Source organism: Bradyrhizobium sp. AZCC 1577 (assembly GCF_036924575.1).
In the GTDB taxonomy this organism is placed as follows: Bacteria; Pseudomonadota; Alphaproteobacteria; order Rhizobiales; family Xanthobacteraceae; genus Bradyrhizobium.
The window spans coordinates 949077-969369 of record NZ_JAZHRQ010000001.1 but is presented as its reverse complement, the minus strand read 5'-3'; the positions used below and the strand labels follow the sequence as shown (position 1 = coordinate 969369).

Below are 20293 nucleotides of genomic sequence, written 5' to 3'. Positions count from 1 at the left end.
TGGAACCAATTGCAGCCGATTATGGGAGAGGGTTAACGCCAGGTAAGTGACCCATATCACATTGTGTTCCCCGCCGGATTTGGTTAGTTCTCAAGGGCTTGCAGGCCCATCCGGCCGGCGGTGGCTGCGTGGACTCCCCATCGAGCCCGTTCCAAAACCCCGGGACTACCGGGGTTTTACGGATCGTGCTCAACGTGGCCCTCCCTTCACCGTTCCGGCGGAAAGAAACTGCATGGGCTTTTCTACCATCGCCGGCGCCGCATTTCGGGCGCTGACCGCGCGGAAAGACGGCCCGTCGCTCTACGACGTCTGCGACCCCGTGCTGCTGAAATACCGCGGCGGCGACCCCCATCTGGGAAAATTCTATCGCACGGCGCTGGGCAACCCGGCGCTGCGGCCGCTGTTGCGGCGGACCGGGCACCCGGCCTTGCGCGACCAGAAGCGGCTCGGCGCCTTGCAGGAGGCGCTGCGAAGGGCGCGCGACGATGCCGAGCCTGACTGGGCCGCGGTGGGGCAGCCGATTGCCGAGCTGATGGCGGGTATTAATGTCCGCCACCCCGCCCCCGGGCCGGTGGCGGCGCGGGGGCGGGTGCCCGATGATGCCGAGATCGACCGGGTGATCCGCCACTGCGGCGCGCATCTGCTCGGCTCATTCGCCAAAAACGGCTTCATCCCGACCTATGCCGCCTTCAACCTGATCGGCGACGCCGACATGGGCGGGCGCGAGATGCTGATGGCGCTGACCGGGCTGAACTCGCGCGGCTACAAGAACTCGACGCTCCTGTTCAGCCTGGCGCGGATCTTCATCGCGCATTCGCCAGCGCGCGCGCTCATCAACCCGCCCTGGCGAGGGATTGCAGAGCCGATGTGGCAGCCGATGCAGATCCGCCACCGCTCGGCCTATTACGACGCCTTCTTCACCGAGGCGCTGCTCAGTTACGTCGAGACCGGGCTGGCGTCTTCGGACGAGGCCGCGGCCTCAAGGCGCGCGATTTCGGAGATGGTCGATTTTTGTCTCAAGACCTCAGCCGAGGAAGTGCCCGCGCATGACGGCACCACCGTGAACGTGATCACGGCCTTGGCGCCGCTGCCGCATCCGCGCTTTTCAAAATTCTTCTCGCAGATCAAGCAGGATTTGGGCTTCGGCATCTACGTGCCGGACTGCGACACCACGGCGTGCTCGTTCTCGGCCGCCACACAAGCCGGCTGCACCGATCCGATCCTCGACCAGCCGCTGCTCGACTTCTATCGCGGCTACCAGGTGCGCGAGGGCGCCAACGAGCCGCGCGTCACCGTGCCCTTGAACGACAATATCGATTACGAGGGCGGCGTCGTCACCTGGATCGATAATCTCGCGGGCGACCGGCCCTATGGCAACGATCTAGATCCGACGCTCAACCTCGATATTCTCGAGGTAAGTTTCCGCAACCTTTCGCGCTGGAAGATTTTGGAGACGCCGCAGCGGCTGCAGACGGTGCATCGCATCCTGGGCTTCCAGCGGCGGCTCGCCGAAAGCGGCGCGTTCAAGAACCCGCGCTCGCACATCTATTACCTGCCGGAACTCTACTCCGCCTATTTCGGCCGCTGCCATGCCGCGTTCATGGCATTGCCCGAGCCCGCGCGGCAGGCGATCGATCCGGACGGAACGTTTGCGTTGATCCGCGAGAAGGTGCTGGCCTATGTCGAGGGTGAACTGATCGCGCGCGAGATGAACCCGTTCGACGCCGCGCTGGCGCTGATGGCGCTGGCGCATCTCGGCGCCGACGTTTCGACATTCGCGCCGGCGCTGCACTGCATCGTCGCAAGTCTCGGCGAGGGCGGCAGGCACGGGCCGTACCGGGCGTACGAGTGGAACAAGATGAAGACGCCGACGCGGATTCTGGTCGGCGGCCCGGAAGTGACGTCGGCGTTCGTGCTGATGGGGCTGGCGTTGGCGCGGCGGGCGATGACGAAGGGCAATGCGTGACACGCGGTGCTTACCCTCCCCTGGAGGGGTCCGAGACGAGCGAAGCTCGCTCGTGGGTCGGCACGGATCGAGCGAAGCGAGATGCGTGACGGGGTGGGGTGATCTCTCCACTCGGGCACTGATCGAAACGAGAGACCGTCACCCCACCCCGCCGCTTCGCGGCGACCCTCCCCCTCCAGGGGAGGGTGAGTATCTCGCGGGAAGTTGAAAGCGGTGCGACACCCCCGCTCTGGCAAGACGGCTCCATTGTCCGCACAATCCGCATCATTTCGCCACCGGGATTGCCGATGAAATTACGGACGTTGCTTTCTGCGTTCCTGCTGCTGTCACTGCCCGCCACCTCACACGCGGCCGACATCACCGGCATTCCAAAAATCCGCGAGGGCGATCAGCTCCAGATCGGCAACCATCGCATTCGCCTCGGCGGCATCGACGCGCCGGCCGTCGATCAGCTCTGCCTCAACACGAGGGCTGAGCGCTGGACCTGCGGCGCCGCCGCGCGCGACGAGCTGATCAAGCGTTTCGGAGCCAGGAGCTGGACCTGTCACACACGGGCGGTGGCGGATCGCCGCGGCCGCACGGTGGCGCGCTGCGAGGCCGACGGTGAGGACATCCAGAAATGGCTGGTGTCTAACGGCTGGGCGCTGGCGCAGACGCGCCTCTCGCGCGACTACGAGGCAGACGAGAAGGCCGCGCGCGAGGCCAAGGCCGGCATGTGGCAGGGCGCGTTCATCGCACCGTGGGACTGGCGCATCCGCAACAAGAAAACCGCCGTTCTCGGCGCCGTCCAGCCGCCGGAGAATGCGCGGGCCGTCCTCTTGGCCTCGGCATCCGGACCGGTGGCGCCCTCGCCCGACTGCACCATCAAGGGCAACGTCAATCGCTCCGGCGAGTGCATCTATCACCAGCCGACAAGCCGCTGGTATGCGAAGATCGAAATGAAGATCTCAAAAGGCACGCGCTGGTTCTGCTCGGTCGAGGAGGCCGAAGCCGCCGGTTGTCGCGAGACGCGGCGGTAGCGGTGCTCTTCAACTGCGCCCCGCCCGCGGGGAGAGGGAGCGGCATCTACGGTGTCCGATCAACGCATCGAAAAACGAATGCAGCAACGACGCGGCTTGCGGCGGGCAATGTTGCTCGCGCTCGTCATCCTCGGCGGTTACGGCTTGCTCGCCTATCTGGTGCTGCCGGGCTTCTGGACGCATTACGAGCATCAGCGCGGGCTGACCAGCATGCCGATGGTGACGCGCACCGCGCAGGGCATTCCCGGCGATCCCATGAATGTCGGGCTTATCGGAGACCAGCGCGACGTGGTCTGCGCCATGCACGCGGCGGGCTGGTATCCGGCCGACCGGATTACGCTGAAATCCTCGATCGAGATTATCGGCAGCGTACTGCTCGATCGCCCCTACAAGGAGGCACCTGTGAGCAACCTCTATTACCTCGGCCGCCGCGAGGATCTCGCCTATGAAAAGCCGATCGGGAGCAGCGCCGACCGCCGCAACCATGTGCGCTACTGGAAGGTGCTGGAGAGCGGCGAGGAAAAGCGACCGGTCTGGCTCGGAGCTGCGACGGAGGATCGCGGCGTCGGCGTCAGCCGATACACCGCCGCCGTCACGCACCACATCTCGCCCGATCTCGACGCCGAGCGCGCGCTGCTTGCGACTGACCTGGAAAATGCCGGCATGGTGGACGCGAAATACCAAGTCACCGGCATCGGCCCCACGATCGCAGGGCGGAACGGCGGCGGCGACGCCTATTACACCGACGGCGAAATCTGGGTGCTGCGGCTGGTCGAGGCCTGCAAGAAGCGCGAGGGGCCTGCGGTGACGATCCCGAGCCCGCGGGCGACCGAACTCAAGGATCAAATCTGGCGCGCGATCGCGAATGCCGTCGGCAAATAGCCCGCCAGGCGCGGAGCAATCAGAGCAATTTGATCTTTTTGCGACTCTGGATTGCTTCGCTGCGCTCGCAATGACCGCTGCGATCCAATATTGTGTTGCCACGTCTCCAACGCCTCCATTTCGCGTATCTGCCGATTAAGGAAAACCAACAAATGACCGTTCGTGCGGGCCGGGAATTTCTGGCCATCCCGGGACCTACCACCATGCCCGACGAAGTGCTGCAGGCGATGCATCGCCCGGCGCTCGACATCTATTCCGACCAGATGCTGGAATTGACCGACGGCCTGCTCGCCGATCTCTCAAAGCTGTTCGCCACCAAAGGCAAATCCTACATCTACATCGCCAACGGCCATGGCGCGTGGGAAGCGACGCTTTCCAACGTGCTGTCGCGTGGCGACAAGCTGCTGGTCCTGGAAAGCGGACGGTTTGCGATCGGCTGGGGCCAGGCGGCGGCGGCGATGGGCGCCGAGGTCGAGGTGCTCAGGGGCGACTGGCGCCGCGCGATCCGCGCGAGCGAGGTCGAGGCGCGGCTGCGGCAAGACAAGGACCGCACCATCAAGGCCATCGTCGCCGTGCAGGTCGATACCGCGTCCGGCGCCTATAACGACATCGAGGCGATCAGCAAGGCGATCAAATCGACCGGGCATCCCGCGCTGTTCATGGTCGACACCGTGGCTTCGCTCGGCTGCATGCCGTTCGAGATGGACGCGTGGGGTATCGACGTCGCGATGTCCGGCTCGCAGAAGGGCCTGATGACGCCCCCCGGCCTAGGCTTTGTCGCCGCCAACGACCGCGCCCGCGAGGTGCATAAAAAGGCCAACCTGCGCACGCCCTATTGGGACTGGACCGAGCGCGAGGGCAGCGAGCATTACCGCAAATATGCCGGCACTGCCCCGGTGCATCTATTGTTCGCGCTGCGCAAGGCGATCGACATGCTGCAGACGGAAGGGCTGGAGAACGCGTTTCAGCGCCATCGTTTGCTCGCCGAGGCGGTGCGCCGCGCGGTCGCGGTCTGGAGCGAGGGTCAGGTGATTGGCTTCAACATCGCGGAGGCCAATGATCGCTCCAACACCGTGACGACCGTGACCATGAACGGCTACGATCCGGCCGCGCTGCAGCGCTACTGCAAGGAGAAATGCGGCGTGGTGCTCGGCACCGGCATCGGCGATTTGTCCGGCCAGGCTTTCCGCATCGCCCATATGGGCCATGTCAATGCGCCGATGATCCTGGGCACCCTCGGCGTCGTCGAGGTCGGCCTCAACGCGCTGAACATTCCCCACGGCAAGGGCGGAACCGAGGCCGCAATCGAGTATCTCGGCGAAAACGTCGAGGCGTAGAAACTGTCGTCCCTGCGAACGCACTAGTGGATGCACACATGTTGCAGTGCGATTCAGGCTTCATATGCAATTTTAGAATCGAAGATGCGCGCTCATCGAAATTTTGGAATCGAGGCTGGCGTTTTCGCGCAAGATCGGAATCCAGCGCTTCGGTGGGGTGGAGAGCGCGCGCAGCAAAACTACGTCGCAACACTTGAGAAGTGCAAAAACCCTTGGCTTTTCATGAGTATTTGCGGCGCAACAAGTGTGCATGCCCTAGTGCGAACGCAGGGACCCATAACCACGACTGTTTGTTGTGAGATGAAGCCGTCTCGCGTAGTGCCATTTCCGCGGGCCGCGGCGTATGGGTCCCTGCGTTCGCACTAGGGCATCTACACGTCTTGGGGACGCGACAGATTGACTCGGGGCGGCATGATGTGCGTTCGCCGCAGCGTTTTGTATGATTCTCTCTCTGGCGCTTTGATTCGAAGGAGCGCCAGAGATGCAGCAGGAACCGGATTTGTCCCTGGGTAAGTTTGGAGACGTTCGCCTCGATAAAAGGGGGCGGCGCTTCTCCGGGCTATGCTTTGCACGCGCAGTGTCTGTTTGCGCCAGATGGCGCAGGGCAACTGGGCCGCGAACATGGCGTTCTGGCGGTTTGTGAACAATCCGCAAGTCACGATCGACAAGCTGATTGAAGGCTGGAGCCTGCAGACGTCGATGGCGGTCAGCGGGCGTCATGTGCTGTCGATCCAGGACACCAGCGAGATCAACTTCCACACTCGTCCGGGACATCGGCGCGACTTGGGCAAGGTCGGCAAAGGCAATGCTCGCGGCGTGCTGCTGCATGCCATGATGGCGGTCGATGCCGATAGCGGGGTCTGTCTCGGGCTCACCGGCGGTGAGGTGTGGACGCGCAAGCGCAAGGCCAGGATCGCTCACGAGAAGCGCGCCTTGGCCGACAAGGAATCGGCGCGCTGGGTGACGACGGCTAAGCAAGGCTGCGAGGTTCTGGTCGCTGCTCGTATGATCACCGTCGTCAACGACCGCGAGGGGGATTTCTTTGCTCACTGGTCGCTGACACCCGCTGACAATGTCCACCTCCTGTCGCGCGCCATGCACGACCATGCGCTGGTCGATGGCGGCACGCTTTATCAGGCGGTCGCGCGGGCCCGCTTCTGCGACAAGGCGGTGATCGATCTACCAAAGCGAATGGATCGCCACGGTCGCCAGGCCCACCTCTCCATGCGCCTGGGAACCGTTGTGCTCAAACGACCGCAGCGCCCCGGCGTGAAAGACCTGCCACAGGGCGTCAAAGTCAGCTTCGTGGAGGTCGTCGAGTTGCACCCCCCGAAGAGCGCCAAGCCCATTCATTGGTTGCTCCTGACCACTCATCCGGTCGTCACCGCCGCCGATGCCTGGCGGATCGTCTCCTGGTACAAGCAGCGCTGGATCATCGAACAGCTCTTTCGCTCGCTGAAGAGCCAGGGTCTGCGCATCGAGGATAGTCAGCTCGACAGCGCTGAAGGCCTGATCAAACTCGTGGCGATCGCCACCAGAGTAGCATGTATCGTCATCCAGCTCGTTCAAGCCCGCAATGGCGGCGAACAATTGCAGGTCGAATTTGTGTTCACGCCGGACGAGATCGAAGCGCTCAAGGCCATCAACAAAACCCTGAAAGGCCGCACCGAGCTCCAGAAGAACCACCATCGCCCCAACACTGTCGCCTGGGCGGCATGGATCATCGCAAAGCTCGGCGGATGGACCGGTTACGCCTCTCATCGCCCACCTAGACCAATCACCTTCCACATGGGAATGGCTCGCTTCCAACTCCTCGTATATGGCCCGGCAAGCGTGTAGATGCCCTAGTGCGTTCGCAGGGACGACAAAAGTTGCTGGTCGTCCTCCAAGCCAACTCTCTTTTCCAAGCCGCATTAGTGCGTATACTGGCATACCAAGCCGGGCGCTGATCCGTGCAAGAACAAGAGTGGGAGTGAGGCGATTGGCGTCCGTTGATTTGCGCGGCCTGACCAAGCGATTTGGCTCGCTTGCGGTGGTCGATAACGTCTCCCTGAAAATCGATCACGGACAACTGGTCTGCCTGCTGGGGCCGTCGGGCTGCGGCAAAACCACCACGCTGCGGCTGATCGCGGGCTTTCTGGAGCCTTCCGACGGCGAGATCCATGTCGGCGAGCGGCTGGTGTCCTCGCGCGCGCGCACGCTGCCGCCCGAACAGCGCAACATGTCGATGATTTTTCAGAGCTACGCGCTGTGGCCGCACATGACGGTGACCGAAAACATCGTCTACGGCCTGCGCCTGCGCAAGCTCGACCGCGACACCATCGCGAAAAAACTGGCGGCGATCCTGGCCACGACAAAACTCGAGGCGTTGGCGCAGCGCTATCCCGGCGAGCTCTCCGGCGGGCAGCAGCAGCGCGTGGCGCTGGCGCGCGCTCTGATCGTCGAACCGGAGACGCTGCTCCTCGACGAGCCGCTTTCGAACCTCGACGCGAATTTGCGCGAGGAGATGCGGTTCGAAATCCGCCGCCTGCACGACGAATATCGCTACACCACCGTCTACGTCACCCACGACCAGTCCGAGGCCATGACCACGGCCGACCTGATCGCGGTCATGAACGGCGGCCGGATCGACCAGCTCGGCACGCCCGAAGACATCTACGCACGGCCGGAGTCCGAATTCGTCGCCCGCTTCATCGGCGCCAGTAATGTCATCAAGGGCACCGCGCGCGATGCCAACCATGTTGCCTTCGCGGGCGCGACGCTGAAGGTGGTCGGCGCACCGCTCACCGCAGGTGAGGGCGCCGTGGTCGCGATCCGCCAGCACGATATCAGGCTTTCGACGCAGGCGCCGGCTTCACCAGAGAATGCGGTCAAGGCGGTCGTCACGCGGCAGGTCTATCTCGGCGCAGTGCGGGACTACATGGTCGAGGTGGCCGACGGCACCAGTTTGCGCGCCACCACGCCGACCGAAACCAGCGTGCAAAAGGGCAGCGAGGTCTGGCTGACGCTGCCGCCCGAGCGCTGCCGGGCATTGAGCCGATAGCCACGAAACGAGACGGGAGGACGCGATGAGGGGACGAAAGCTTTCAAGACGCGACATCCTGCAAGGCTCGGCGGCGCTGGCGGTTGGCACGGTATTCGCCTCCCCTGTTCGCGCCCAGGCGCCGGAGCCGGTCGCGATCACATCAGCGCTGGTGGATGCGGCGAAGAAGGAAGGCAAGCTGATCTTTTATTCGTCGATGGACCTGCCGGTCGGCGAAAAGCTCGGCAAGGCATTCGAGGCCGCCTTTCCGGGCGTAACCATCCAGATCGAGCGCTCCGGGTCGGAGCGGCTGTTTCAGCGTATCGACCAGGAATTTGCGAGCAACATTCGCGCCGCCGACATCGTCAACTCCTCCGACGCCTCGCACTTCATCAGTTGGAAGAAGAACGGCTGGCTGATGCCGTTCGTGCCGGAGGACGTCGCAAAACATTTTCCGGAAAGCTATCGCGATCCCGACGGCATGTTTGCGACCTCGCGGGTGTGGCTGTCGTCGATCGCCTACAACACCAATCTCGTCAAAGCGGAAGACGCGCCGAAGAGTTTTGCCGACCTGCTCGACGCCAAATGGGCGGGCAAGATGGTCAAGGCCCACCCGGCCTATAGCGGCACCATCATGACCGCGACGTTTCAGCTCGTTCGCGAACTCGGCTGGGAGTACATGGAAAAACTGGCGAAGCAGCGCGTGATGCAGGTGCAGTCGTCGACCGATCCGCCGAAGAAGCTGTCGCTCGGCGAGCGCGCCGTGATGGCCGACGGCAACGAATACGGCATCGTGCTGTTGAAGGAAGCCGGCCAGCCGGTCGAGCCGGTGTACCCGACCGAAGGCACGCCGACGATTTCGGGGCCGACCGGCATCTTCAGGAGCGCGCAGCATCCCAATGCCGCGAAGTTGTTTCAGGCATGGCTGCATACGCGCGAGACGCAACAATTCTTCATCGACTTCAGCGCGCAATATTCGGTTCACGCGCAGGTGCAGTCGAAGCCGGGCCGGCGGAAGATTTCCGACATCAAGCTGATGAAGGAGGATGCCGAGGGCGTGGAGAAAATGACGGAAGAAATCAAGACGCGCTATGCGCGGCTGTTCAGGGTTTGAGGATGCAAGTGGCGACGCTCTCTGTCTTGCCTCGCCCCGCTTGCGGGGAGAGGCCGACGCGCATCGCCAGATGCGCGGCGGGTGAGGGGGCTCTCCGCGAGTCCGAATCCGCGGATAGAGCCCCTCACCCCAACCCTCTCCCCGCAAGCGCGGGGCGAGGGGGCTGCACCGCGCCTGCGGGAATAACATGACCGCCATCACCACCGACACCCCAAGATCCCGCCTCGACCTCACCCGCCCTATCCTGTGGCTGTTCGCAGCCTTCATGATCGTGCTGATCGTGCTGCCGCTGTCGTGGCTGGCGGTCTTTGCATTCACCGACAAGGCGCGGCATCCGACGCTGCAGAATTTCGTCACGCTGTTCACCGACCCCGCTTTCCTTGACCCATTGCTGACGACAGCGATCATCGCAACCACTTCCGCGATGGCCTGCTGCCTTGTCGCCGCCCCTATCGGCTGGCTGGTGTCGCGCACCGACATGCCGGGGCGGCAGATCATCCGCGCGCTGGTGACGGCTTCCTTCGTGACACCCGCCGTTTCTGGGCGCGGTTGCCTGGGAACTGCTGGCGGCGCCCAACAGCGGCATGCTGAACCAGCTCTATCGCTACCTCACCGGCGCCGAAGATCCCTTGTTCGACATCTATTCGCTGACCGGGCTGATCTTTGTGATCTCCTGCTACACCTTCCCATTTGTGTTCGTGCTGGTCGCCAATGCGCTCGACAACATGCCGGGCGAACTGGAAGATGCCTCCGCCATTCTCGGCGGCAAGGCTTGGACCACGGCGCGGCGCGTCACCATTCCGCTTGCGCTGCCGGCGCTGGTCGCTGGCGCATTGATCGCGTTCCTGCAGGCGATGACGCTGTTCGGATCGCCGGCGATCCTGGCGCTGCCGGCCGGTTTCCACACCATGACGACGAAGATCTGGAGCCTGTTCCAGTATCCGCCAAAGCTCGAACTGGCGGCTGCCGCCGCCGTGCCGCTATTGCTGCTGACGATCCTGCTGCTGCAGGGCCAGAAAGTTTTGCTCGGCCGCCGCGGCTACTCCGTGCTCGGCGGCAAATATGGCCCGCCGCGGCCGATCGAAATGGGAGCATGGCGCTGGGCCGCGCTGGCATTCTGCCTCCTCGTGCTGCTCAATCCGGTGTTCCTGCCCTATTTCGCGCTGCTCAACGCAGCGTTCTCGCCGAACGCGACCACGCTGGTGACGCCGGCGACGGCGACGCTGCACAACATCGTCTTCGTGTTCACCGAATTGTCGTCGACCCAGCTCGCGCTGAAGAACACGGTGATCCTGGGTGCATCGACGGCGACCATCGGCACCACGCTCGCGCTCGTGGTCGCCTATGTCACGACCCGCCGCGTCATCGCAAGCCACCGGGTGCTCGGCTTTCTCGCCACCGCCCCGGTGGCCGTGCCCGGCATCGTGCTCGGCGTCGGATTGTTCTTGAGCTACACGCGGCCGCCCTTCGTGCTCTATGGCACGCTGTGGATCCTGCTGCTGGCGTTTCTCACCATCAACCTCCCTTCGGCCTATCAGCAATTGCAGGCGGCGTTCGCGACCATTCATCCCGAACTGGAGGACGCCAGCCGCATTCTCGGGGCGAGCCGGCTGCAATCGCTGCGCCAGATCACCGCGCCTTTGTTGCGCACCGGCGTGATCGCAACTTGGTGCTTCATCTTCATCGGCGTGATGCGGGAGTTATCCGCGGCGATCGTGCTGTTCACCTCGCAGACCAAGGTGCTGTCGGTTTTGATCTACGACCTCAACGAAAGCGGCGACCTCGCCGCGATCTCGGTGCTCGGCATCGCGATGCTGGTGATCACCTTTGCGGTGGTGCTCGCGGTGAACCGGATCCCGATGTTCGGCGGCGGCGCCGGGGCGAAGCTGCGGAATAGTTAGGATCGGCTCTGTCGGCTCGTCGTTCCTGCGAAAGCAGGGACCCATAACCACCGCTCAGCGGTGTGAGAGAAACCGTCTCCCGTTGTGCCACTTTCGCAGGCCGCGGCGTATGGGTCCCTGCGTTCGCAGGGACGACGGTTAGCGCATCTGGTAATCCGCCACATTTGCCCCGATATAAGGCGCACCATTGAGCCATGTGAGGACCGCGTGACACAAGCCGCCGCCAAAAAGCCCGCCCTCTCGCCGCCGGTCGCCCCGCGCCGGCCGCATACTTTCACCACGCACGGCATCACCGTGCAGGACGACTATGCCTGGCTGAAGGACCCGAAATGGCAGGAAGTGCTGCGCGACCCCTCGATCCTCGACCCGGACATCCGCAAATATCTGGAAGCCGAGAACGATTACACCGAGAGCCTGCTCGGCCACACCGCCGTCTTGCAGAAGAAGCTGGTCGCGGAAATGCGCGGACGGATCAAGGAAGACGATTCCAGCGTGCCGTCACCGGACGGCCCGTTCGCCTATTTGCGAAAATTCCGCGAAGGCGGGCAGCATGAAATGTTCGGCCGCACGCAGCGTGATGGCGGCGCGGTAAGAATCGTGCTCGACGGCGACGCCCTCGCCAAGGACCATGAGTATTTCAAGTTCGGCGGCGCGCGGCATTCGCCTGACCACACACTGCACGCGTGGAGCGCCGATACCAAGGGCTCGGAATATTTCTCGATCCGCGTGCGCGACTGGGAGACGGGGATCGACCGCGACGATCTTGTCGAAGAGACCGACGGCGGCATCGTCTGGAGCAAGGATTGCCAAAGCTTCTTCTATGTCAAACTCGACGACAACCATCGCCCGATGCAGGTCTGGCGCCATCGGCTCGGCACCAGGCAGGCGGACGACACGCTGGTTTATGAGGAGCAAGACTCCGGCTGGTTCACCCATCTGCACGAGAGCTCTTCCGGCCGTTTCTGCGTGATCGCCGGCGGCGATCATGAGACGTCGGAACAGCGGCTGATCGATCTCGCCAATCCCGAAGTGCCGCCGCGGCTGGTGGCGGAACGCGAAGAAGGCGCGCAGTATTCGATCGCCGACCGCGGCGATGAATTGTTCATTCTAACCAATGCGGATGACGCGATCGACTTCAAGGTCGTCACCGCGCCGCTCGCCTCGCCCGAACGCGCCAACTGGCGCGAATTGATTCCGCATCGCGCCGGCATCTATGTGCTCGATGTCGAACTCTATGCCGGCCACATGGTGCGGCTGGAGCGCGCCAACGCGCTGCCCGCGATCATTATCCGCGATCTCGGTAACGGCGAGGAACATGCCATCGCCTTTGACGAGGCGGCGTATTCGCTGGACACCATGGGCAGCTACGAATTCGAGACCACCAATCTGCGGTTTTCCTATTCGTCAATGACGACGCCGTCGGAAGTCTATGACTACGACATGGCGAAGCGAACGCGCGTCTTGCGCAAGCGGCAGGAGATTCCGTCCGGCCATGACCCGGCCGACTATGTCACCACGCGGATCATGGCGAGGTCGCATGACGGCGCGTCAGTGCCGGTCTCGATCCTGCACCGCAAGGACCTCGTGCGCGACGGTAGCGCGCCGCTGCTGCTCTATGGCTACGGCTCCTACGGCATGGCGATGCCAGCCTCGTTCTCAACCAACCGGCTGTCGCTGGTCGATCGCGGCTTTGTCTATGCGATCGCGCATATCCGCGGCGGCGCGGACAAAGGCTGGGGCTGGTATCTCGACGGCAAGCGCGAGAAGAAGACCAATTCATTCGACGATTTCGCTGCCACCGGGCGCGCCTTGATCGAGGCAAAATACACCAGCGCCAAGCGCATCGTCGGCCATGGCGGCAGCGCCGGCGGCATGCTGATGGGAGCTAGCGCCAACCGCGCCGGCGAATTGTTCGCCGGCATCGTCGCCGAAGTGCCGTTCGTCGACGTACTCAACACCATGCTCGACGACACGCTGCCGCTGACGCCGCCGGAATGGCCGGAATGGGGCAACCCTATCGAGAGCGAAAAGGATTTTCGCACCATCTTGTCGTACTCGCCCTACGACAATATCGCGGCGAAGGAATATCCCGCTGTGCTCGCGATGGGCGGCCTGACCGATCCGCGCGTCACCTACTGGGAGCCGGCGAAATGGATCGCGCGGTTGCGCGCGACCATGACCGGTGGCGGGCCGGTGCTGCTGCGCACCAACATGGGCGCCGGCCACGGCGGCGCGTCGGGCCGCTTCAACCGGCTCGATGAAGTGGCGATTGCTTATGCGTTTGCGCTATGGGCGGTGGGGCTGGCGGAGAAGGGTGAGGCGTGAAGGACGCTACAACCGAGCTGTCGTCCCTGCGAACGCAGGGACCCATACCGCGGAATCTATCTGTGTCGCTCGGTGGTCGTCGATCTTCGTAACAATGCAAGCCTGTGGTTATGGGTCCCGGGTCGCGCTTCGCTTGCCCGGGACGACAGCGTGAGTGGGCGAAAGTCACCGCCCGTTCTTCTTTCGCCACTCCGCGAAATCGGTCAGCGTCTGCGGATCGGTCGCCGGATAGAGCCCGAAAATGCCGCGGCCGTTCTGGACCTGCTCTGTCACGAAATCCTCAAACGCCGTCATCTCGACCGCCTCGTCGGCGATTTCGTCGGCCAGATGCGCGGGGATCACGATCACGCCGTCGGCATCGCCAAGAATAACGTCGCCGGGAAACACCGGCGCGTCGCCGCAACCGATCGGCACGTTGATCTCGATCGCCTGATGCAGCGTGAGATTGGTCGGCGCGCTTGGGCGGTGGTGATAGGCAGGGAAGCCGAGCTTTGCGATCTCGGCGGAGTCCCGAAAGCCGCCGTCGGTGATGACGCCGGCGCAGCCACGCTGCATCAGCCGCGTCACCAGGATGGCGCCGGCGGACGCGGCGCGGGCGTCCTTGCGGCTGTCCATCACCAGCACTGCGCCGGGCGGGCAATCCTCGATCGCCTTGCGCTGCGGGTGGCTGCGGTCGCGGAACACGTCGATCTTGTTGAGGTCCTCGCGCGCCGGCATGTAGCGCAAGGTAAAGGCCTCGCCGACCAGCACCGGTTGATCGGGACCCAAGGGGTGCACATCCTGGATCATCTGAATGCGGAAGCCGCGCTTGAACAACGCGGTGGCGACGGTGGCAGTGGAAACCGTCTTCAGCTTGTTGCGGGTGACGTCGCTCAGTTTTGTCATGGTGTTCTCGCTTTCTTGGTCGTCATTCCGGAGCGCTCGCGTCAGCGAGCGAATCCGGAATCTCGAGATTCCCCGGTGCGCAATTGCGCACCTGAGGTCTGATCCTTCGGACCATCCCGGAATGCCAACATCAATCACACCGCCCCGTGCGCTTCCACGTACAGTGCATAGACCGAGTGGCAGCTTGTCATGTAGAGGCGGTTGTTCTTCGGGCCGCCGAAGGTGAGATTGGCGCACCGCTCCGGCAGCCGGATGTGGGCTAGCGGCTTGCCGGCGGGGCTGAATACCATGACGCCGTCGAGATCCTCCGGCTTGCCCTTGAGCTGATACACCCGGCGGCCGCCAACCTCCGTCGGCTCGGGCTGCAGCGCGCCGTTGGAGCCCCAGCCGCACCATAGATTGCCGTCGCGGTCAACGCGGAAGCCGTCGAGTGCGCCTTGATCGGCGGCGTCGATCAGCTTGGTCTTGCCGCCCACCGTGCCGTCGGCGTTGACGTCAAAACTCCAGATGCTGCGGTTCGGCGTGCCCTTCCATTCCACGACATAGAGCTTCTTCTCGTCGGGCGAGAACGCCAGGCCATTGGGATTGACGATGTCGGTGATCACGGCGGTGAGCTTGCCGTCCTTGGTCAGGCGATAGACGTTGGTAGTCGCCTGCTCGGGCTTTTCCTTCTTGCCTTCCCACTCGCCGTTGATGCCGAACAAGGGATCGGTGAACCAGATGGTGTCGTCGGTTTTCACCACGATGTCGTTCGGCGCGTTCAGCCGCTTGCCCTCGAACTTGTCGGCCAGCACGGTGATCTTGCCGTCCTTCTCGGTGCGGGTGACGCGGCGGGTGACCGAATGCTCGCAGGTGACGAGGCGGCCCTGACGATCGCGCGCGTTGCCGTTGGCGTAGTTGGCATTGGCGCGGAAGACCGAGGTCTGGTTGGTCTTCTCGTCGAACTTCATGATGCGGTTGTTGGGAATGTCGGAGAACAGGAGATAGCCTCCTTCCGGAAAATACGCCGGCCCTTCGGCCCAGCGCATGCCGGTCGCAACCTGTTCAATGGTCGAGGAATAGATCCGATACTTTGCAAAACTCGGATCGAGGATCTGCACCGCCGGATCGGGATAGCGCTGGTTCGGCGTGAACGGGAAAGATTGCGCGAGGGCGGTGCGCGCGAGCAGCGTCGTGGCGGCAGCGGCGCCGGCGCCGGCGAGCAGGTTGCGTCGGGTGATGTTCATTTGTCGTCCTCCCCTGTGATGCTTTTTGTTTGGTGTCGTCTATCCCGTCATTGCGAGGAGCGAAGCGACGAAGCAATCCATTCTTTCTTTGGGTCGTGAGATGGATTGCTTCGCTGCGCTCGCAATGACGGAGGGCTAGTAAATCGGCGGCTCACTCACCGGTGCTCCAAATCCGGTCTCCAGAAAATCGAAGTCGCAGCCTTCATTGGCCTGCTTGATGTGGCGGGTGAACATCCAGCCATAGCCGCGCTCGTAACGCGGCTCCGGCGCCTTCCACTCGGCGCGGCGCATTGCGAGCTCCGCCTCCGGCACATCGAGGTTGATGGTACGGGCGTTGACGTCGAGCGTGATCTTGTCGCCGGTTCGCACCAGCGCCAGCGGCCCGCCGATGTAGGATTCCGGCGAGACGTGCAGGATGCAGGCGCCATAGCTGGTGCCGCTCATGCGCGCATCCGACAGCCGCACCATGTCGCGCACGCCCTGCTTCACCAGTTTCGTCGGGATCGGCAGCATGCCCCATTCCGGCATACCCGGCCCTCCCTGCGGACCGGCATTGCGCAGGATCAGCACGTGATCCGCCGTGACGTCGAGATTGGGATCGTCGATCGCTTTCTTCAGCGAAGGGTAATCGTCGAACACCAGCGCCGGCCCGGTGTGCTTGAGGAAGCGCGGCTCACAGGCACTCGGCTTGATCACGCAGCCATCGGGCGCGAGATTGCCCTTGAGCACCGCAAGCGCACCTTCCTTGTAGATGGGATTCTCGATGGTGCGGATAACGTCGTCATTATAGACTTCGGCGCGCGCGATGTTCTCGCCGAGCGTCTGGCCAGTGACCGTCATGACGTCGAGATGCAGATGCTCCTTGATGCGGCTCATCAGGCCCGGCAGGCCGCCGGCGTAGAAGAAATCTTCCATCAGATATTTGTCGCCGCTCGGCCGCACATTGGCGATCACAGGCACCTTGCGGCTGGCCTTCTCGAAATCGTCGAGCCCGATGTCCTGGCCGGCACGGCGCGCCTGCGCGATCAGATGGATGATCGCATTGGTCGAGCAGCCCATCGCCATCGCGACCGTAATCGCGTTCTCGAAGGCTTTTCGGGTCTGAATCTTCTCCGGCGTCAGGTCCTCCCACACCATCTCGACGATGCGGCGGCCGCATTCGGAGGCCATGCGGATGTGGCCGGCATCGGCTGCGGGAATCGAGGAGGCGCCCGGCAGCGTCATGCCGATCGATTCCGCAATCGCCGTCATGGTCGACGCCGTGCCCATCGTCATGCAGGTGCCGTAGCTGCGGGCGATGCCGGCCTCGACGTCAACCCAGTCCTTGTCGGAGATTTTTCCGGCACGGCGCTCGTCCCAGTATTTCCAGGCATCCGAGCCCGAACCCAGCGTCTTGCCCTTCCAGTTGCCGCGCAGCATCGGCCCGGCCGGCAGATAGATCGTCGGTAGGTTCATGCTGGTGGCACCGAGCAGCAGGCCGGGCGTGGTCTTGTCGCAGCCGCCCATCAGCACCACGCCATCGACCGGATGGCCGCGCAACAATTCCTCGGCATCCATCGCCAGCATGTTGCGGTAGAGCATGGTGGTCGGCTTCAGGAACGATTCCGACAGCGACAGCGCCGGCAGTTCCATCGGGAAGCCGCCCGCCATCAGGATGCCGCGCTTGACGTCGTCGACGCGGCTCTTGAAATGCATGTGACAGGGCTGCGCATCCGACCAGGTGTTGAGGATCGCTATGACAGGCCGGCCCTTCCATTCCTCCGGCGTGTAGCCCATCTGCATGGCGCGCGAGCGGTGGCCGAAGGCGCGGAGATCATCAGGCGCGAACCAGCGCGCGCTGCGGAGATCAGCGGGGTTCTTCTTGTTGCTCATGACTGAGTCCCCCATTTCTGGACGGTGTTGCGCTCGATCGTGCGGAAGATCAGGTTCTCCACGATCAGGCCAATGACGATCACGGTCAACAGGCCGGCGAACACGGCGGGGATATCCAGCAAGTTGCGGTTCTCGAAAATGAACCAGCCGAGCCCGCCCTGCCCCGACGACACGCCGAACACCAGTTCGGCGGCGATCAGCGTACGCCAGGCAAACGCCCAGCCGATCTTCAGGCCCGTCAGGATCGAGGCGAATGCCGCGGGGATCAGGATGCGGAATACGTAGGGCAATCCGCGCAGGCCGTAATTGCGGCCGACCATGCGCAGCGTGTTCGAGACGCTCTTGAAGCCGGAATGGGTGTTGAGCGCGACCGGCCACAGCACCGAATGGATCAGCACGAACACGAGGCTGCCGTTGCCGAGACCGAACCAGATCAGGGCCAGCGGCAACAGCGCGATTGCCGGCAAGGGATTGAACATCGCCGTGATGGTTTCGAGGAAATCCGTGCCGATCCGGGTCGAGATCGCGAGAATCGTGAAGATAGCAGCCAGCGCAATGCCGGCGGCATAGCCCATGAACAGCACCTTCAGCGACGCCCAGGCGCGCAAGGGGATGGTGCCGTCGCGCACCTTGTCGAACATGGTGACGATGGTGTCGTGGAAGGTCGGGAACAGCAGCGGATTGTTCAGGATGGCGCCGTAGGCCTCCCAGGCCGCGGCGAGGAAGATGATGATCACGGCCTTGCGTACAAAGCCGTCGTTCCACAACAGCTCCAGCACCGTCAGCTTGCGCTCGACCTCGGCCGGCACCGCCGCCGTCAGTTCGGCGGCATCGCGCAACAGAATTCTGGCCTCACCCATCGCGCGCTCCTTTAGTGTGCCGTGACAGCGTCGGCGAACAAGAGATCATGGATCTGCTTTTCCAGCCGCGCCGCGCTGCCGTCCTCGCCGGAAACCTTGTCGACGTCGATCACCTCGGCCTTGACCCGGCCGGGATGCGGCGACAGCAGCAGGATGCGGTTGCCGATCTTGATTGCCTCCGCGATCGAATGGGTGACGAACAGCACGGTGAATTTGGTCTCCGCCCAAAGCTGCAGCAGTTCGTCCTGGCAGGTGCGCCGCGTCAGCGCATCGAGGGCTGCAAACGGCTCGTCCATCAGCAAAATATCCGGCTCCATCGCCATGCCGCGCGCGATCGCGACGCGCTGCTTCATGCCGCCGGATAGGGTGTGCGGATAGGCATCGACGACGCGGGTGAGGCTGACTTTTTCGATATAGGCGCGCGCCCGCATCTCCGCTTCCTTGCGCGGCAGTTTCCGTGTCATCAGCAGCGGAAACATCACGTTCTCCAGCACCGTTTTCCACGGCAGAAGCTGGTCGAACTCCTGAAAAATCATCATGCGGTCGGCGCCGGGCTCGGATATTTCGCGGCCCGAGATCCGCATCTTGCCCTCGCTCGGCCTCATGTAGCCGCCGACGGCTTTCAACAGCGTCGACTTGCCGCAACCGGAGGGGCCGAGCAGCACGAAGCGATCGGAACGATCGACCGTGAAGCTGACCCGCTCGGTCGCGGTCACGACCGCGCTCGAGGTCTTATAGCGCAGTGTTACGTCACTGACGTCGAGAAGCGCGGCCATGTCGATCAATTGCCCTTCAGGTCGTGTGCGACCGGCAGGTAATAATCGGTCCACGCCTTGGGCATGGTCTTCAGCGTGCCGACCTTGAACAGATGCGCGGCGAACTTCATGGTACCCTGCGGCTGCAGGTTCCATTCCATCATGCCGGGCTCCTTCAGCCAGGCCAGCAGGTCCTCGACGCTGGTCTTGTCGCCGGTGACTTCCTTGTAGATCTCAACCGCGGCCCTGGTGTCGCTGCGGATCAAATCCTGCGCTTCCTTGGTGGCGTCGCGCACGGCCTGCACGATCTTCGGATTGGCGTCGGCGAATTTGGTCGTGGTGAAGAACTGCGCCTGGCTGAGCGGGCCGCCCATCACGTCCGGCGACGACAGCACCACATGCGCGCCGGGGACGTTCTTCAGTTCGAGGAAGGTGAACGGCGGGATCGCAAAATGGTTGCGGACCTCGTGCTGGGCATTGGTCATCGCCACATAGGCGTCGGGATGGCCGAGCTGTACCGTGCTGGCATCGAGCTTCGACCACTGGTCGGCGCCGAAGATCTCGCTTGCCGCGATCTGCAGCACGATCGCCTGCGTCGAGACCTTCACCGTCGGCACCGCGATCTTGTCGTTCGGGCCGAAATCCTTGATCGACTTGATATTCGGATCGCGGCTGATCAGCGTCATCGGTTGCGCCGAGGTGGCGACGATGCCCTTGACGCCGCCGCGGGTGCGATCCCACAGCAACAAGAGATTGCCGGTCCCGGTGTTGAGGATATCGACGCTGCCTGCCAATAGCGCGTCGGTCTGCGCGCCGCCGCCGCTTAAGTTGATCCACTTGGTGGTGACGCTGGGCACGCCGAGCGAAGCTGCGTGCTTCTCGATCAGCTTGTGTTTTTCCATGATGTGCGAAGGCATGTAGAAAATGCCCGGCTGCCGCGACAGCGAAATCTCCGTTTTCTGCTGGGCCGCGGCCTGAGAGCCCGGCAGCACCATGGCAAGCGCCGCGACGGCGCCCGCGCAGGCGCTCCACATTCTGTTTCTCATTGTGCATCTCCTCCGGCGTTTCATTGACGCTGCGAAGGAAATGCACTAATGTATTAGTGCATTTGAAGCAAGCGCCTTTTGAG

The 20293-nt window shown here is 63.4% G+C and carries 15 protein-coding genes; 9 read left to right on the top strand and 6 right to left on the bottom strand.

Annotated elements, in window-relative coordinates; genetic code table 11:
* The first annotated feature begins 232 nt into the window (after nt 1–232).
* The 9 genes from V1278_RS04550 (at nt 233) to V1278_RS04510 (ending at nt 13566) form a co-directional block, all read left to right on the top strand.
* On the top strand, nt 233–1966 hold the full coding sequence (locus tag V1278_RS04550; RefSeq protein WP_334379828.1) for a hypothetical protein: 1734 nt from the start codon (nt 233–235) through the stop codon (nt 1964–1966).
* 287 nt (nt 1967–2253) lie between these two features.
* Nucleotides 2254–2985 carry a thermonuclease family protein gene (locus V1278_RS04545; protein WP_334379827.1) on the top strand — a complete coding sequence of 244 codons (732 nt, stop codon included), beginning with the start codon at nt 2254–2256 and terminating at the stop codon, nt 2983–2985.
* A gap of 78 nt (nt 2986–3063) precedes the next feature.
* Complete coding sequence (locus tag V1278_RS04540) at nt 3064–3867, top strand: LssY C-terminal domain-containing protein (RefSeq protein WP_334379826.1); 804 nt, start codon at nt 3064–3066, stop codon at nt 3865–3867.
* Nucleotides 3868–4019: 152 nt separating this feature from the next.
* Entirely contained in the window at nt 4020–5204 is a 1185-nt protein-coding gene (locus V1278_RS04535) for a pyridoxal-phosphate-dependent aminotransferase family protein (RefSeq protein ID WP_334379825.1), read from the top strand.
* A gap of 594 nt (nt 5205–5798) precedes the next feature.
* Complete coding sequence (locus V1278_RS04530; protein WP_334384097.1) at nt 5799–7043, top strand: IS4 family transposase; 1245 nt, start codon at nt 5799–5801, stop codon at nt 7041–7043.
* 142 nt (nt 7044–7185) lie between these two features.
* Complete coding sequence (locus V1278_RS04525) at nt 7186–8247, top strand: ABC transporter ATP-binding protein (RefSeq protein ID WP_334379824.1); 1062 nt, start codon at nt 7186–7188, stop codon at nt 8245–8247.
* A gap of 25 nt (nt 8248–8272) precedes the next feature.
* Nucleotides 8273–9340 (top strand): substrate-binding domain-containing protein, encoded by a 1068-nt coding sequence (locus tag V1278_RS04520; protein ID WP_334379823.1) that lies wholly within the window; start codon nt 8273–8275, stop codon nt 9338–9340.
* 584 nt (nt 9341–9924) lie between these two features.
* On the top strand, nt 9925–11241 hold the full coding sequence (locus tag V1278_RS04515; protein WP_334379822.1) for an ABC transporter permease: 1317 nt from the start codon (nt 9925–9927) through the stop codon (nt 11239–11241).
* A gap of 207 nt (nt 11242–11448) precedes the next feature.
* Nucleotides 11449–13566 (top strand): S9 family peptidase, encoded by a 2118-nt coding sequence (locus tag V1278_RS04510; protein ID WP_334379821.1) that lies wholly within the window; start codon nt 11449–11451, stop codon nt 13564–13566.
* A gap of 165 nt (nt 13567–13731) precedes the next feature.
* On the opposite strand, the gene V1278_RS04505 is transcribed toward V1278_RS04510, so the two are convergent.
* The 6 genes from V1278_RS04505 to V1278_RS04480 form a co-directional block, all read right to left on the bottom strand.
* Nucleotides 13732–14451, bottom strand: a complete 720-nt coding sequence (locus V1278_RS04505) for a ribonuclease activity regulator RraA (RefSeq protein WP_334379820.1) — start codon at nt 14449–14451, stop codon at nt 13732–13734.
* A 134-nt stretch (nt 14452–14585) separates the two neighbouring features.
* Nucleotides 14586–15677 (bottom strand): SMP-30/gluconolactonase/LRE family protein, encoded by a 1092-nt coding sequence (locus tag V1278_RS04500; RefSeq protein ID WP_334379819.1) that lies wholly within the window; start codon nt 15675–15677, stop codon nt 14586–14588.
* A gap of 135 nt (nt 15678–15812) precedes the next feature.
* Entirely contained in the window at nt 15813–17549 is a 1737-nt protein-coding gene (gene araD / locus V1278_RS04495; protein WP_334379818.1) for an L-arabinonate dehydratase, read from the bottom strand.
* The gene (locus V1278_RS04490) at nt 17546–18409 is read right to left on the bottom strand and encodes an ABC transporter permease (RefSeq protein ID WP_334379817.1); all 864 of its coding nucleotides are present in this window, start codon (nt 18407–18409) and stop codon (nt 17546–17548) included. Before V1278_RS04490 ends, araD begins: the two co-directional genes overlap by 4 nt.
* An 11-nt stretch (nt 18410–18420) precedes the next feature.
* Complete coding sequence (locus V1278_RS04485; protein WP_334369064.1) at nt 18421–19185, bottom strand: ABC transporter ATP-binding protein; 765 nt, start codon at nt 19183–19185, stop codon at nt 18421–18423.
* Between the two features lie 5 nt (nt 19186–19190).
* Nucleotides 19191–20198, bottom strand: coding sequence for an ABC transporter substrate-binding protein (locus V1278_RS04480; protein WP_442893784.1), 1008 nt, complete (start codon nt 20196–20198; stop codon nt 19191–19193).
* Nucleotides 20199–20293: the final 95 nt, after the last annotated feature.

Excerpts from the sequence above, each read along its gene's own strand:
- V1278_RS04550 (WP_334379828.1), top strand. The coding sequence starts at position 233 with ATGGGCTTTTCTACCATCGCCGGCGCCGCATTTCGGGCGCTGACCGCG.
- V1278_RS04545 (WP_334379827.1), top strand. The coding sequence starts at position 2,254 with ATGAAATTACGGACGTTGCTTTCTGCGTTCCTGCTGCTGTCACTGCCC.
- V1278_RS04540 (WP_334379826.1), top strand. The coding sequence starts at position 3,064 with ATGCAGCAACGACGCGGCTTGCGGCGGGCAATGTTGCTCGCGCTCGTC.
- V1278_RS04535 (WP_334379825.1), top strand. The coding sequence starts at position 4,020 with ATGACCGTTCGTGCGGGCCGGGAATTTCTGGCCATCCCGGGACCTACC.
- V1278_RS04530 (WP_334384097.1), top strand. The coding sequence starts at position 5,799 with ATGGCGCAGGGCAACTGGGCCGCGAACATGGCGTTCTGGCGGTTTGTG.
- V1278_RS04520 (WP_334379823.1), top strand. The coding sequence starts at position 8,273 with ATGAGGGGACGAAAGCTTTCAAGACGCGACATCCTGCAAGGCTCGGCG.
- V1278_RS04515 (WP_334379822.1), top strand. The coding sequence starts at position 9,925 with ATGCTGAACCAGCTCTATCGCTACCTCACCGGCGCCGAAGATCCCTTG.
- V1278_RS04505 (WP_334379820.1), bottom strand. The coding sequence starts at position 14,451 with ATGACAAAACTGAGCGACGTCACCCGCAACAAGCTGAAGACGGTTTCC.
- V1278_RS04500 (WP_334379819.1), bottom strand. The coding sequence starts at position 15,677 with ATGAACATCACCCGACGCAACCTGCTCGCCGGCGCCGGCGCCGCTGCC.
- araD (WP_334379818.1), bottom strand. The coding sequence starts at position 17,549 with ATGAGCAACAAGAAGAACCCCGCTGATCTCCGCAGCGCGCGCTGGTTC.
- V1278_RS04490 (WP_334379817.1), bottom strand. The coding sequence starts at position 18,409 with ATGGGTGAGGCCAGAATTCTGTTGCGCGATGCCGCCGAACTGACGGCG.
- V1278_RS04485 (WP_334369064.1), bottom strand. The coding sequence starts at position 19,185 with ATGGCCGCGCTTCTCGACGTCAGTGACGTAACACTGCGCTATAAGACC.
- V1278_RS04480 (WP_442893784.1), bottom strand. The coding sequence starts at position 20,198 with ATGTGGAGCGCCTGCGCGGGCGCCGTCGCGGCGCTTGCCATGGTGCTG.